The organism is Pseudomonas sp. KK18 (assembly GCF_037094675.1).
In the GTDB taxonomy this organism is placed as follows: domain Bacteria; phylum Pseudomonadota; class Gammaproteobacteria; order Pseudomonadales; family Pseudomonadaceae; genus Aquipseudomonas.
Genome location: NZ_CP146605.1, coordinates 5,122,547 through 5,136,053, shown reverse-complemented (window position 1 = coordinate 5,136,053; position 13,507 = coordinate 5,122,547). Strand labels below are relative to the sequence as shown.

At 55.6% G+C, this 13,507-nt stretch carries 15 protein-coding genes and 1 pseudogene; 1 reads left to right on the top strand and 15 read right to left on the bottom strand.

Annotation, left to right across the window (positions count from 1 at the left end; all coding sequences use genetic code 11):
- Positions 1-6 precede the first annotated feature (6 nt).
- The 3 genes from V6607_RS23005 to V6607_RS22995 are packed head-to-tail and all read right to left on the bottom strand — an operon-like array spanning position 7 to position 961.
- The gene (locus V6607_RS23005) at positions 7-378 is read right to left on the bottom strand and encodes a TIGR03745 family integrating conjugative element membrane protein (RefSeq protein ID WP_042558357.1); all 372 of its coding nucleotides are present in this window, start codon (positions 376-378) and stop codon (positions 7-9) included.
- A 17-nt stretch (positions 379-395) separates the two neighbouring features.
- Positions 396-635, bottom strand: coding sequence for a TIGR03758 family integrating conjugative element protein (locus V6607_RS23000; protein WP_042558358.1), 240 nt, complete (start codon positions 633-635; stop codon positions 396-398).
- Positions 632-961: an RAQPRD family integrative conjugative element protein gene (locus tag V6607_RS22995; protein ID WP_042558359.1), complete on the bottom strand. Its 330-nt coding sequence runs from the start codon at positions 959-961 to the stop codon at positions 632-634. The genes V6607_RS23000 and V6607_RS22995 overlap by 4 nt, the downstream gene beginning before the upstream one ends.
- Positions 962-1,078: 117 nt before the next feature.
- On the opposite strand from V6607_RS22995, the gene V6607_RS22990 reads away from it, so the two are divergent.
- Positions 1,079-2,161 (top strand): hypothetical protein, encoded by a 1,083-nt coding sequence (locus V6607_RS22990; RefSeq protein ID WP_042558360.1) that lies wholly within the window; start codon positions 1,079-1,081, stop codon positions 2,159-2,161.
- 27 nt (positions 2,162-2,188) lie between these two features.
- Here V6607_RS22990 and V6607_RS22985 read toward each other — a convergent pair whose 3' ends face one another.
- From V6607_RS22985 to V6607_RS22930, 12 genes and pseudogenes are all read right to left on the bottom strand, one after another.
- Positions 2,189-2,920, bottom strand: a complete 732-nt coding sequence (locus tag V6607_RS22985; RefSeq protein WP_042558361.1) for a TIGR03747 family integrating conjugative element membrane protein — start codon at positions 2,918-2,920, stop codon at positions 2,189-2,191.
- A gap of 91 nt (positions 2,921-3,011) precedes the next feature.
- A complete protein-coding gene (traD, locus tag V6607_RS22980; RefSeq protein ID WP_042558362.1) occupies positions 3,012-5,117 on the bottom strand; it encodes a type IV conjugative transfer system coupling protein TraD in 2,106 nt (701 codons plus the stop codon).
- Positions 5,118-5,125: 8 nt separating this feature from the next.
- Positions 5,126-5,641, bottom strand: coding sequence for an integrating conjugative element protein (locus V6607_RS22975; protein ID WP_042558363.1), 516 nt, complete (start codon positions 5,639-5,641; stop codon positions 5,126-5,128).
- Entirely contained in the window at positions 5,638-6,186 is a 549-nt protein-coding gene (locus V6607_RS22970) for a lytic transglycosylase (protein ID WP_042558364.1), read from the bottom strand. Before V6607_RS22970 ends, V6607_RS22975 begins: the two co-directional genes overlap by 4 nt.
- Positions 6,168-6,887 carry a TIGR03759 family integrating conjugative element protein gene (locus tag V6607_RS22965; protein ID WP_042558365.1) on the bottom strand — a complete coding sequence of 240 codons (720 nt, stop codon included), beginning with the start codon at positions 6,885-6,887 and terminating at the stop codon, positions 6,168-6,170. Before V6607_RS22965 ends, V6607_RS22970 begins: the two co-directional genes overlap by 19 nt.
- Positions 6,888-6,896: 9 nt before the next feature.
- Positions 6,897-7,568: a chemotaxis protein gene (locus V6607_RS22960; protein ID WP_042558366.1), complete on the bottom strand. Its 672-nt coding sequence runs from the start codon at positions 7,566-7,568 to the stop codon at positions 6,897-6,899.
- The gene (locus V6607_RS22955) at positions 7,565-8,107 is read right to left on the bottom strand and encodes a PilL N-terminal domain-containing protein (protein WP_042558367.1); all 543 of its coding nucleotides are present in this window, start codon (positions 8,105-8,107) and stop codon (positions 7,565-7,567) included. Before V6607_RS22955 ends, V6607_RS22960 begins: the two co-directional genes overlap by 4 nt.
- Positions 8,108-8,200: 93 nt before the next feature.
- A pseudogene (locus V6607_RS22950) lies at positions 8,201-8,960 on the bottom strand (ABC transporter substrate-binding protein).
- Positions 8,961-9,012: 52 nt separating this feature from the next.
- On the bottom strand, positions 9,013-9,507 hold the full coding sequence (gene radC, locus V6607_RS22945; protein WP_042558368.1) for a DNA repair protein RadC: 495 nt from the start codon (positions 9,505-9,507) through the stop codon (positions 9,013-9,015).
- A 100-nt stretch (positions 9,508-9,607) separates the two neighbouring features.
- Entirely contained in the window at positions 9,608-9,865 is a 258-nt protein-coding gene (locus tag V6607_RS22940) for a hypothetical protein (protein ID WP_080896004.1), read from the bottom strand.
- Between the two features lie 71 nt (positions 9,866-9,936).
- Positions 9,937-10,518: an STY4534 family ICE replication protein gene (locus tag V6607_RS22935; protein WP_042558369.1), complete on the bottom strand. Its 582-nt coding sequence runs from the start codon at positions 10,516-10,518 to the stop codon at positions 9,937-9,939.
- 897 nt (positions 10,519-11,415) lie between these two features.
- Entirely contained in the window at positions 11,416-13,383 is a 1,968-nt protein-coding gene (locus tag V6607_RS22930; protein ID WP_042558370.1) for a DNA topoisomerase III, read from the bottom strand.
- Positions 13,384-13,507: the final 124 nt, after the last annotated feature.

Sequence of the window (13,507 nt, the reverse complement as noted above, 5' to 3'; positions counted from 1 at the left end):
CCAACCTCACAGAATCGCGGCAGCTTTGGTGAGGAACCAGATGATGATCACTACCAACAGGGCGCCGATACCAACTACCGCGCCAAGGTCTTTCCAGGTCTTGCGCTGGTTTTGGACATCGGCGAATACGGTCAGGGAGTGCCAGGCCACGCCGAGAAACGCGAGCAGGGCAATCAGTAGACCGAGCAAAATGCCGCCGTCGTAGGCGTAGTTTTTGATCGTCTCGATCAGCCCGGAACCTTCGCCTCGGGAAGGCGCCTCCATGGTCGGTAGTTCGGCAAAAGCTAGGCCTGGACCAAGGACCAGCAGCAGACCGATCAAGCGTTGGCTTGTACGATCACGCAGGTTGTTTTTGATAGGGACAAGGCACTTGAGCATGATCGCGATCTCCGATATTAGGACAGGGTGAAGAACATCAAAATCAGCAAGGCGAGCAGTACGCGCGCAGCACTGCCGCCAAAGGCACCAAAGCGCATGCTTCCTGTCGCCCAGCCCCGGTAAGCCGTCCACATCACCCAGGCACACCACAGCAAAGCCAGGACGAGAACCAAGGACAGCCACAGTTTCGAGCTGCTCTGTGCCGAGAAGCCGGAAGCGTTTTGAAAGGCGGCGGTCTGGGCGTCAGTCATGCTCACGGCGAGGACTCTGCGGATGGGGTGTCGAGACGGTATTCTCCGACCAACTCAGTGGAGTCGCGGGGTTGAGCGCGAGAGGGGGAGAGATAGTCCTGCACACCCTGGCGGATGCGCTGGATGTCTTGAGTTAGGCGGGGATAGTCAAAGCGGTAACGTGTATTTGACTCTGGTGCTTCGTCACGCGAGACCCGTAGTACCAACGTGTCGAGAGTATCTAGCTGTCGGATGAGTAGACTGAGTTGCTGCTCATGCTCGCCCGCAGCAAAGCAGTCGCTGTGAAATGCGATCACAGTGAGCATGAGAACACGAATAGGAAAAACGGACATTGTGGTGGTCCCGACGTTGGTCTGGAATTAAGATCTCCGAGGGAAGAGTGAACGTCAGCAAATTAATCGAGCTGGCTACGATCGGTTTTTATTCAGTTGTCGTTAAGGATGATAGTGGTGGAAGGAGTTAAAGAAAAATTGATAGTTGAGGTCGCAGAGTGTCTGCGTGGCCGCACTGACCACGAAATTCTTGAGTTTTATATATCGACTGAGAAATTCGCAAGAAAATACGCTGTCAGTTACGAGCTAGAAGGACCAATGCATTTGGTTCTTGATAACAGCATAATTCAGTCTTTTAAACATAGAGCAACTAAGCCGAATCGTGATTTGCAGGCGTTATCATATACTGCGTTCACCAGATTTGTAACAGGCTGGAGCGACCGAGAAACCTACTTGGCTGTGACTCCTGTAGCCTTATATGAGCATATGGGGCGTCGTGGAAATATTAAATCTGCTGACGCATTAAGTGCCCTCGAAGAGCTTCGGTTGTTTTTCGCTGATACAGGTCTGCGTATGACTTGGATCGGCTTTAAGTCGATTGAGCATTTGGTGAGCGTTCTGGAGGCGGTGCATGATGACGATGTATACCTCACTCAATATTTTAAAAGAATAGAAGAGCTGAGTTGGAAAAAAGATCTCGAGGCTCCTTTTGGTGTGCTAATTCCTCTAGGTATTGCATATCGGGAAATACCTGATGACTTGCCATTGAAATATTTTGATCCCTGGTATGTTAAGTTTGTGCTCACTAGTCGAGTTGAGCGCGCGATAATTAAGCAGTCACAGCATAACCCTGATGCCCTTCCGATTGGGAGTGGTCCAATGGCGGATGCTCTAGCGGATCTTAATAACTTCAATAAGAAGGGGACTTTGTTAGGCCTAGGGGATGTCGATATGTTGCAGGTATGTGACGGTTCCCGGCAATATAAGCAGAAAGCCGGTTATGTTTTAGTAGGGCAAACGCTGGACGATACGCTCTCTGATGTCCTGCGGCATCGACATTCATATGTCGAGAGTGCGGGGGTGGAGTTTGGGACAGCTGATACGGAGCATCAAATCAAAGGCATGGTTAATTTCATGTTTTCGAAACCCTTCTCTGAACATCAGAAGCGAGGTGACTGGATTCAGCCTAAGTACCAGGATTTTATGAGTGCAATCGTCACGGCCTGCAAAAAAGCGAGTACGAACTCCAGTCATATCTAATGCTTTGAAAAAAAGGGGCGTCAAATTTTAAAGATATTTCTTGAATGTTGCGGCGGTGATCGCCGTTGTTATCCCCAACATTGCGGCGCACGGTAAAAAAATAGCGAGTGGATTGAGCGAAAAGGGGAGAGACAGATAAATGATCCAGGGCACGAGCAGCACTGTTGTCACGGCTCGTTTAGCACGATGGTAGACAAAACTGCTTTCGCGACCTGCCCCAAACTTGCGCAGGTCGCGTCGCATCAACCCATCGACAAAACCAGTAAACGTGGTCATTAGAAACAGTGGGGCGGCCAGGACCAGAATGGTCAGGCGTACCACGAAGGTAAAGGTCACGTAAACTGCGGCCAGCACGAAATCCTCAATGCTCACGTAAAGCTGGTTGATCCAGCCCCAAGGGCCGTTGCCTTGGCTTGACACTCGCGCCTGCTGGGTAAAATCCGCAAAGCCAGCTTTGACCAGAAGCCACTGATTGAGGAAATCCAGCCACCGGCCAATCGTCTGTCCAGGTTGTTGGAGGATGAGTGAATCTTTGAAGTGCTCGCTGAGCCATCCCAATTCACTATTCAACATTGCCTGGCTGTGATGCCAACCCTGATCGCCCCAGACCAGCAGCAGGCCGGCGAACTCGATGAGGATCGAAAACACCAACGACGCCATTAGCGCACCGATGATGCGCAGGACTAGGCTGATTGCCGAGATAATCAACCCCGGGCGGTGGATCGGTTGTGGTGGCTGTTTGTGGGCGAAAGTCGCCATCGTTCACTCCATTACGCTCTGCAGATTTTGATTTAGGCATGACTCCTGCCGAGTGCGTATTCGGTTGATCGAAACCTGTGGTGGGGCCGGGCTATCCCACCTGATCTAAATCGAAGTTGGTAGTTGGGCCGCCACCACTGGCGCTCCACCATTGTCCCGCCTGCGCGTTGTAGGCCGCTCGCATCCGTTGAGTTAGTTCCTGCAGGTCTTTGGGCATGGCATCGTCGTTGGAGGGTTTTGGCAACGGCATGCGGACTTTCCAGAGCTGACCACCGGCCTGGAAGGAGAACATTTGCCCCTTGGGCAAACTGACGATGTGAGCAGGCTCGATCAGCGGAACGCTGGTGCTGCTGACACGGTCCTGTGAGGACGAGGTGAAGTCCGTATTGGCCTCCGGATCGGAGGTGTCGGTCGCACCCGAGACCAATGTTTTGGTCAGCACATTAACCTTGGGCAACTGCTGGGTGAGTAGTTCCGCGGTTGCGGTTTCGCGCACCCGCAGCATCTGTAGGGTGTTGAAATTGCCCACCACCTGGCCGGCCTTGGCGCGGTTGCCTATACGTGCTTCGATATCGCTGAGGGTTTGGGTATAGGCGGTTACCTGGATACCGGCACCGCCCCCCTTGTTGATCAGCGGAATGAACTCATCGCCCATCAACTCGTTGAACTCATCGGCATGTAGGTTGATTGGCAGTTTGTCACCAGCGTTGCCAGATTGAGGCAGCCCATGGTCAATGCCATGTTTGTAGATATGTCCCGCTACCGAGACCAAGTCGGCGAACATTGAATTGCCCACGGCGGCGGCCACTTCGGCATCAGTCAGCGCATCCAGGCCAACGTAGACGATGCCGCGTTTTCGGATGATCTGCATCCAGTCGAATATCGGCCGCGGGTCATCCAGGTCGGTGTAGTTGGGAGCCAGTAACTGAGCGGTCTTGCCGGTAGTGAGTTTCTCCAGCAGCGGCAGTAGCGAGGCCACGATTTTGTCGAAGTAAGTGCGGTCGTAGCGCACCGCTGAACGCAGTCCGTCCATTACGGGATCAAATACACGCTTCACCGCCAGGTATTGCTCGATGGCCACCACCCGCTTTTCGCGTCCTATCATATGCCGGGGAATGTTCTTCTCTGTGAGCTTACCTTCGAGCTGGACGATCACTTCCCACGCCTTCGGGTCGGTCTTGGCGAAAAACTGCTGGGCGTATTCGATGAACAGCGCATCGATGTTGACCACATGCCGCTGGATCTGCAGGTAGTCCGGACGCCGGCCCAATTCGATCAAAGCCCGGGCAATGATGTTGACGAAACGCCATGCGAACTCACGGAAGGCCGCAGAGTTACCTTCACCACTGAGCTGCCCAGCGATGCGAGATGCCACTTCAGAAATACGTCCGAAACGTCCCACCGCGTTGTAGCGGGCGGAGATTTCTGGCCAGCCCAGATGGAAGACATAAAACTCTTTCTCCCGGCCGGCGCGTTTGGCTTCGACGTACATGCGCTTGAGCAAGTCGGCATCGCCCTTCGGGTCGAAGACAATCACTACCTCATGTTCAATGCGATGAATGTCCTGGGTGATGTACACCTCAGCGAGTCGCGTCTTGCCGACGCGGGTTGTGCCCAGCACCAGCGTGTGACCGACCCGTTCGCCCAGTGGCAGACTGACTTGCGTCTCATCGGGCTCGACCCCATGCAGCAATGGCGAGCCTCCTACCGGTGGTAAAGGGCGCAACGGATTGACGGCACTGTCCCAGGCGGTGACACGAGCCAATGTCGATAGCGGAAACGGTGCATGCTCAAGGGACCGTTCGAGTCCACGGGCCAGGCGATAGCAGGTCGGTTGGTCGACATAATGTGCGACCGCTGGATCCTGAGCCTCGACCAAGCGCTGGGTATGCAGGCGGGTCCAGCGAAACCCGCGGCCCATGAACAGACGCTTACAACTGACCGGAATCTGCCGACTGGTCAGCTCGTAGCGGGATAGCCGACGGATATTGCGCCGATAGCGCAACACCTCCCATGCTTGTCGCAGGCGGATCAGGCCGAATAGGGTATAGGCCAGCGCCGCAACCAGCCCGATCTCGGGTGACAGGGCCACAGCCCAGGGCGAGTACACGCACAGTACTGCGGCAGCGATGCAAATTGCTACCGTGTAAAGCTCCACCGCGGGACGGAGCTTGGACTCCATCGCATGCTCGGCCATGACCTTACTCACTGCTCCAATGATGTGGCAGTGATCAAGACAGGGTAATGCTCAATCTGCAGGCGGGTGGCGATGTCGTTACCGTTGACCGGTAGGATGGTGACACTAGGAGCGGCTGCTCGGATCCGAGCCAAGGCTCCGGTATCGGCCACTTCGACGGCAAGGCCAGCCGCGCCGATTTCCTGCAGCTCAGTCGCGCGTTGACGCAACCAAGCCAGTGATTGGGTATCCTCACCCACCAGGAAAAATGGCCGTAAGCCCGGCATGTTTAGGGCGCGAGACGTGATTTGGCCGGGGCTCAAGAGGGAGCTGCGAACGGGTAATATCCAGGTTTCATCGGCAAATGTGGACAAGTCCGTATGCATGGCGCGACCAGGCTGGAGATTGTTGTTTATGGGCGGCCTAGCAACTTGAAGATGGGGACGGGTGAAGCCGCCAAACTGGTCCTCTGCAACGGATTGTTTCGACTGGGCGAAAGCAGCCAAGAGCAGGGAGAAGTAATAGGCAGTAGGAATTCGTTTCATGGTGGTGTGCCTTGTTCAGCGGAAGCCTGTAGCCGTGCGAGTTGCCGGGAGAATCCATCGCGGTAGCGCGCGGCGGGTAAACCTCCCGCAGGTCGGTGATAACGCCCAGCGGCTGAAACCCAGTCACCGGTGACGGCGTGATGCTCTTGCAGCAGGGCGGCAGTCACAGCTAGATTGCGGTAGGGTTCGAGAGCTTCGCAGGGACTGGAAAAACGTTGTCCGTGATAACCCAGGTTGGTTTGCCCAAGTCCGGCGTCGACCCGTTTAGCGTCATATTGTGTGAGCGCCTGGAGCAAGGCGTGACATGCGGCCTGGCGAGTGGGGAAACGGTAGGGTGTTCCGGCGATATTTAGGGTCCAAGGCCACGGCAGCAGTCGACCACGGACGCGAATACCGCTCTCCTGTAAGGCAATCGCGAACAACACCGTAGAAGGGATGTTGGCGTCATGCGCCGCCAGTTGATAAGCCGGAGGCGGAAGTTCGTTAGCCCGAACCGTGTGCACCGTCAGCAGGAGCGCAATAGCAATCAATCGAGACGTTGCCATTGTCCATTCACCTGTTGAAATGTGGCGGGCAATGGCCCCGGAGCCCCCAGGCTGAACCATCGACCACGGTCATGGTTCAGGGTGATCTGCCCGCGTTGAACCTTAGCCGGATCGATGTCCGCTTGCCGAGCCCAACTGCGGACGCGTTCATCTTGGCCTTGGCTGCCCACTAGGTAGATATCGAACGCCGTGTCACTGTTCTGCAAACGTTGTGCTTCAGCGGTGCATGCAGGGCAGTGGTCCTCTACAAAAAGGGCTGGGCGCGGGGCGACTGATGAGCTGGTAGGGGAAGAAGATGCCATGCCCTGGATCGGTAGCTGACCAGGAAACAGCTTGGTCCAGGCCGCGGTGTAAGCGTTTTGGTAGGCCAATTCACGCTCGGCGCGTTTGGCTTCCAGTGCTACCTGTAATTCAGCATAGCGCTGGCGCTCTTGGTCGGTCTGGGCCTCAACCCCTAGGGCGGTCAAGGGATCGAGCTTCGGGCTCCAGAAACCACGTGGGCCGGTTTGGATCTGCTCGAAGCGCGTCCACTCCTGCTCCGTCAGACCCCAGCTTGCAGCCTGTTCAGCGTGCAAGCGTCCCAGCGGAATGGATTGTGTGTCCTGGATCCGCGACGGTGTCGTGACAGGCGTGCCCATCGCAGCGCCTATGGCCAGCAGCGACGCGAGACAGACGACGGGGAGTAGTGGCGCTCTGTTCATGATCGCTTCTCAAGGGAGTTGCACGGTCTGGTCTGGCTGAGCGACCACCGAGAAGATGGCTGAGTGCGGCTCCAGCACTTTCAGGTGCCAGGCTCCGAACTGCTCGCCGGCATGCAGCAGCCGAACATCTATGAGAGAGCTACTGTCATGAGGTGCGACTGCCAAAAAGCGCTCACCTCCGCGGGACTCGACACCCAACACCGAGAACGGTGGCGATAGCGGGACGGGTTTTGGGGGAGCCGTCTTTTTCGGCTTGTTCGCGGAAGAGGTTGGCGGTGGTAGGGAAGGCTGAGTCTTGAGCTCCAGTAGCTGCTGTTCGACGTGCTCAAAGCGTCCGCTTAGAGCTGTCAGATCTTTCACGGTGGCGCGCTCTGCCAGACCGTCGCGCATCTCCTGTATCTCTTGCGCCCACTGATCCAGCATCGGATCGAGGGTATTGGCCTGTTGCTCACCTGTATCGACCATCTGCTTCAGGTCTTTCAGCGAGTACTGCAGTTTCTCCTGTGCGTCCCTGAGCGCGCTTAAATCACGTTGCAAGGTGTCCAAAGTTTGGAAGCGCTGGGTGTTCGTACTCTGTAGCTCGGCCATGCGCTGATACTGGTTAAACAAACCGCCGCTCAGCCCGGCGACTGCCAGGCAAAGTAAGCCAACAATTATGGTTTGAAACGTCGAGGCTTTCATGGACGTGCCTCCGCCTGATGGGACGAGTCTGGTGTAGCCCGCACGATGCCGACATCAGCTTTCTGCTGTTCGAAGCAGACCGAACGGCTGACCTCATCGGTCGTGAGTTGCCAGGCGGAGCCAGCCAGTACCTGTAGTGCGCTGCGTAACGCAATCGGGCCGAGTCGGTAATGGGCTGCAGGCAGAGGCCGAGTGAAAAGTGTCTTTACTGGTTCGGTGGTAGGGCAGAGCGAATAACCCGAGCGCTGCAGCACGTAATGCATCGCCTCCTCTACCGAGGGATTAAGGTTGGACGGTATGCTCACATCAATTATTTGAGCGAGAAGATCACGTTGCTCCGTAGTGGGCTCTGTGCTCACCAGGGTATAGCGACCATAACGGATCTCCGCCGGATGGTTTGCTTCGGCCGGGCTCCTTGATAATTGGGTCCGATTGGAGCCACTGTCGATCTTTGGATTAGTCGGCAATGGGGTGGAAATTTGCGCGCTGCAGGCACTCAAAAAAAACAGCAGGCAGACAGGCGTAAAAAAACGCTCCATGAAAAAACCTCATGTCAGATTCAGTACAGAACCTGACATGAGGTGAAGGATCGATTCAGTGAGAAATCCGATTTATGGCAGGTCGTGTTAACGCTAAATACTTTGCTCTGCATCATAGATAGCTAGTCCATCCAAGACATCAGCGTCGGGGTCGAAGATCAACAATCGCACATCCGCCAATGCCGCCATATACAGTACGTTGACCAAGGCTGCCGGCGTACTAGCATCGAGTTGCTCTTGCCTCAGCGATGAGTAAGAACAGCCCTCGATTTTTATCAGGTTATCGTCTGTCCAGGGCGTGCCGATCAGCTTACACCCGACTGCCATTGCAGTCCTTCAGGACAAAGGGTTCGAACAGCAGCCCGGTTGGGCTAGAGTCGAAATAGTCCGCCCCGCGTTCCAAGTAGCGCAATGCTTCTTCAGTGAGGTGTGCGGTACTGATCTCCCAAGCTCGGCTGTAGCGTCCAGTCTCGAAACTCAAACGATGGACCACGGACTTGGCTTCTTCCAAGGAGTCAAAGTCCGCGACGTGGCACTGCTCGTTGAACACTTAGCCTATTACGGCATAGACCACCTGGTGCACCAGTCCGTTGGACGGGCAGCAACCATCCAATTCATTCAGAATGGATTGGCCTTCGCTGATCAAGGCGAAATCATCATTGAAGATGCAGGGGACCAGTTGCAACGTATCGTCGGACAGATGCTCCTGGGAGTCGTGCATAGGCCGAAAGCAGGGAGGACAGCCATCCTCGTAGAAGATCAGTAACAACCGTTCGATATAAAGTTTGTCGTAGCCCCGAGTAAATGGATTTGAGGCGATCAGCAGGGTGGGGGCTTGGTGTGTGGGGTTCATGAGCGTGCTCCAGAATGAAAATAAACGAGGCGCCCGTAGGCGCCTGTGAGGTTTAAAGCCATCCGTATTCGGCAAGGGAGAGCGGGCGACCTTCACCCACGATAAAGTGATCCAGTACGCACACGTCGATCAAGGCCAAGGCCTCTTTCAGCCGTACGGTCAAAACACGGTCCGCCTGGCTGGGCTCTGTACACCCTGAGGGGTGGTTGTGAACAAAAATGACGGCTGCAGCGTTATGCGCGAGGGAACGCTTAACGACTTGGCGGGGGTAAACGCTGGCGCTATCAATGCTGCCGTGAAAGAGGATTTCAAACGCCAGCACCCGGTGCTGGGCGTCAAAAAAAATCACACCAAAGACTTCATGTTCTTGTTGTGTAAGCTGCAGTTTTAGGTAAGAGGTCACGGTTTCAGGTGACGTCAGTTTAGGACCGCGGTTGAACAGTCGACGATCCAGAATATGCAGCGCTTCGTCGATCAGCTGGTTTTCTTGGATAATGCGATCAGCCTCGAAATCCGAGGTCTCAATCAGTGTGAGTGGGGTGTTCATGGCGCTACCTCCGAAGGGAATAATCAGGGGTACACGCCCGAGGGGAGTGGTTTCCCCAGGGTGGGTGTGGAGTTGCAGGCGTTTGCAGGTGATGTAGGGTTTACAGCCGAGTGTATCGGTGGCGTTGACCGTGCAGAGGTGAACCACAACCGTCGCAAGGCAATGGAGAAAAGGATCTTATTCCCCAGCCGGTTTCGGGATCGAAGTCGGCACTGATGGGCAATAAGCGAACCAGCCCCCGGTGTATCGCGGCGATACGTTGTTCGGTCTCATCTGGCGAGTAATACAGCGATAACGTGCTGTAGTCCTCGTAAGCCGCACCGAACAGGCAGTCGTCGCAAAGCCAGAAGGATTCCATATTGGTTCTCCTGTGCTGGTTGAAGAAAAGGCGCTCGATTGAGCGCCTTGATGTAAAACATCATGGATTGTTCAGACGGACTGAACAGCACGTGTGGCGACACGGCGGGCCGTGCGGGGAGTGGTTGGAGATTCCGGTTCAATCCTGGAGTCTGTAGGGTTGTCGGTATCCTCAACTTCGGCATCAGCCGAAGTTGGGGACGGCTCACGGTTTGGCGCTTGCTCAGCAGGTGCTGTTGCTTCCTGCCTGGCGGGCGCTTTGTATTCGAACTTGCCATTGACCTTGATCCAGTCGATGAACAGCAAACGACCTTTCAGGCTGGCGCCAGGTTGGCCTTGTTTATCGCCTTTCTCATAGAGAAATGGGTCGATCCACAGGTCACCAATACGGAACGACAGCAAGACCTTTTTCTCGGCCTTGACGGCGTCCATATAGAGACGAATCAAACGGTCAGCTTCGCCACCAGCGACTTTGCAATCAAAGCGGGTGTACTCCACTGCATCAGTGGCACCATGCAAGGCTGCGATATCGCAGGCCATGAATGGCTGACCGCGGCGGACCTGTACTTCACGAACACGGTTGAGGTAGCCGATACCGACGGTGTGCAGGTTGAAGTAAGAGGTCGCTTCTTGGGATTGGTTGGCGTAGGCCATGGTGGTTCTCCTGTTTCAAGGGAAAACGGCGACGCACAGCCCCTGACGGGAAAGTGAGCCCCCGTCAGGGTGGGTAAGATGAAGTCGAGCGATGAACGACTCGTCACCGGCAAACCGATGACCATCAGAATGATGCTTCTGAAGGAATAGCTGTGCAGTAGAGGAGCGTTTGCGGTGGTAATCCACAGGCATGGACTAGTCGGCATTCATCACCGCTGAAGCGGCAACCGCGCGAGCTTCCGAACGCTAATCGCACTTGGGTAAACCACCACGAACGTGGCGTAGCCTTGAAGGTTCTGGCCACCTGGGCTGGGCTGTCAACGACAGCGAACCACGCCCTTTGTATAAGCCTGTCAAAGGGGAGCGTCAAGACGCTGCAACCCGATTTTTTACGCCTGGATTAGAGTGGTATTCACTGGCATGAACAAAATGAAGAGTGGGCCTGACGGAGTGTCAGGCAAGGAACAGAAAAGCCACCTTTGACGGTCTTACGCAGTCGACAAGCTCCTCGCAAAACTTGGTTGAACTGCGCAATGATTCGTCAACCGATCCTTGTCGTGGCCTGGGTCGGAACATGCTGGCACGCATCCGCGCACAAAGGGTGCCCCTTGTTTCCCCGGTGGGCTCCGGGACTGAATACGATCGCCGAAGCGGATGACCGCTATTGCCGGGTAGAGGCAACAGTGGTCATCCGCCACCACAATCAGGTCGAGCACAAAACGGGAACGAGATCCCGCAGAAGAGGAGACTCCGAACTCGAAGAGTTTGACCGAACTGCCCGGAGCTAATCGGCCTTGGGTTGCCGTTGGCGATTACCCTGAGCCACTACAGCAGAGAGGATGGGACTAGGTCAAGGCGGAGAACGCACCATTTTCATGGTTATCGCCCCATGGAACATTATGAGCGACGCGTATCTTTACTGATTGACACAGTGCCTTTGCAATCCGGATATCGGGAGCATGACCAGAACGGTCCTGATTTGCCCTTTCGTTTGAGCATTGAGGCGTTGCACATGGGACAGCCTGGGTTCGTTTCGAGCGCTATTGCCAACGTGAGCGAGCGGCAGTGTGCGATCAACTGCGCAATCCAGTTCGCCTGCTTGGCAACGAACGCATCTAGGGTCAGGCGTCCCGCTTCGATTTCGTCCAACGCCTGTTCCCAGATTGCGGTCATACCCGGATCTGCGACTGCTGCTGGTACCGCCTCGATCAGGGTATGGGCCGCGGCGGTGGCCATCAAGGCGCGTTTTTTCTTCAGCAAATAACCGCGATCAATTAACCCTTTGATAATGCCGGCTCGTGTGGCTTCGGTTCCGATACCGGTGGTGTCCCGAAGTTTCTGTTTCAGGCGTGGGTCGTTGACAAGCTTGGCGACGTTTTTCATCGCCTTGATCAGATCACCCTCGGTGAGAGGTTTAGGAGCGGCCGTTTGCATGGATTTGAGTTCGGCATTGTCCACTGCGCACTGCGCTCCCTTTTGCAAGATGGGTAAGACTTGGGATTTGTGACTGGGCTCATCCTCCTCGGTGTTTTCGGAGAGTAAGCTTTTCCAGCCCTGGACCAAGATCAGTTTGCCCACAGCGGTCAATCGTTCTTCGCCACACGCCAGTTCGACCTGGGTCCGATCAAACTCATGATGCGGAAGAAACTGCACTAGGTAGTGGCTACGGATCAGTTCGTAGACATGGCGTTCTTGTTCGGACATCCGCACCAGGTTTGCCGGTTCGATGGTGGGGATGATGCCGTGGTGCGCAGTGACCTTGGCATTGTTCCATGCGCGGGAGCGCAATGATTGATCGAGGTCCTCGAATGCAGGTCTGAGTGCAGGATCCGTTTTGAGCAGGGCGTCTAGTACCGCGGGAGCCTCGTTGAACATATTCTCTGGCAAATAGCGGCAATCGCTGCGCGGGTAGGTGGTGGCTTTGTGGGTTTCATACAGGGCTTGGGCGATGTTCAGGGTTTCCTGGACGCCGAGCCCCAGCTTACGCGAGCAGACTTCCTGCAACGTGCTTAGGTCGAAGGGCAGGGGCGGCGGTTCTCGGAAGTGCTCAGTATGTAACGAGATTACCGTGGCGGACTTCTCGTCGGTGATTGTTTGGACCGCGTGATGGGCAAGCACTTGTTGTAGGCAACGCCCCGACTCGTCCCGTCCTGAGCATGGCGGTAACCACGCCGCGATGAATCGCTGGCCCATCGACGATAGGTGTACCTCAATGTTCCAGTAAGGTACCGGGACGAAGCCGGCAATCGCACGATCCCGATCGACCACCAGACGTAAGGTGGGTGTCTGGACGCGCCCCACTGACAAAACGCCGTCGTAGCCTGCCCGCCGACCAAGAAGGGTAAACAAACGACTGAGGTTCATGCCGATCAGCCAGTCGGCACGGCTGCGGGCGAGGGCCGAGTGATAGAGCGGGAAGGTCTCCTGACCAGACTTCAGCGAGGAGAGGGCTTTGCGAATCGACGCCTCGTTGAGGGCGGACAACCAGAGGCGCTGAACGGAGCCTGGATACTTGCAGAGCTCCAGCAACTCGCGGGCAATCATCTCACCTTCTCGGTCGGCGTCGGTTGCGATGACAACGGTGGTGGTTTCGCTGAGCAGGCGTTTGATGATTTTGAACTGCGCGGCAGTCTTGGGTTTGACCTCGACCTGCCACTGCACGGGAATGATAGGTAGATGATCCAACGACCAGTTTTTGTACTGAATGCCGTAGGTTTCAGGCGGGGCCGTCTCCAGTAGGTGGCCGATACACCAGGTGACAGTTGTCTCGGGGCCGATTAGGCAACCATCACCACGCCGAGTGGCTCCGAGAACCTTGGCGATGTCACGACCCTGGGAAGGTTTTTCGCAGAGGAAGAGGCGCATATAACTACTCCGGATTGAGTTCGGAGCAGCGTTGTTCGAAGTAGCAGGTGCGAGATATGAGAAACCCGAATGGCAGGTTCCTCATATTAGTCGGTGAGGGCGGCTTTGAATGGGCTGAAGCTGC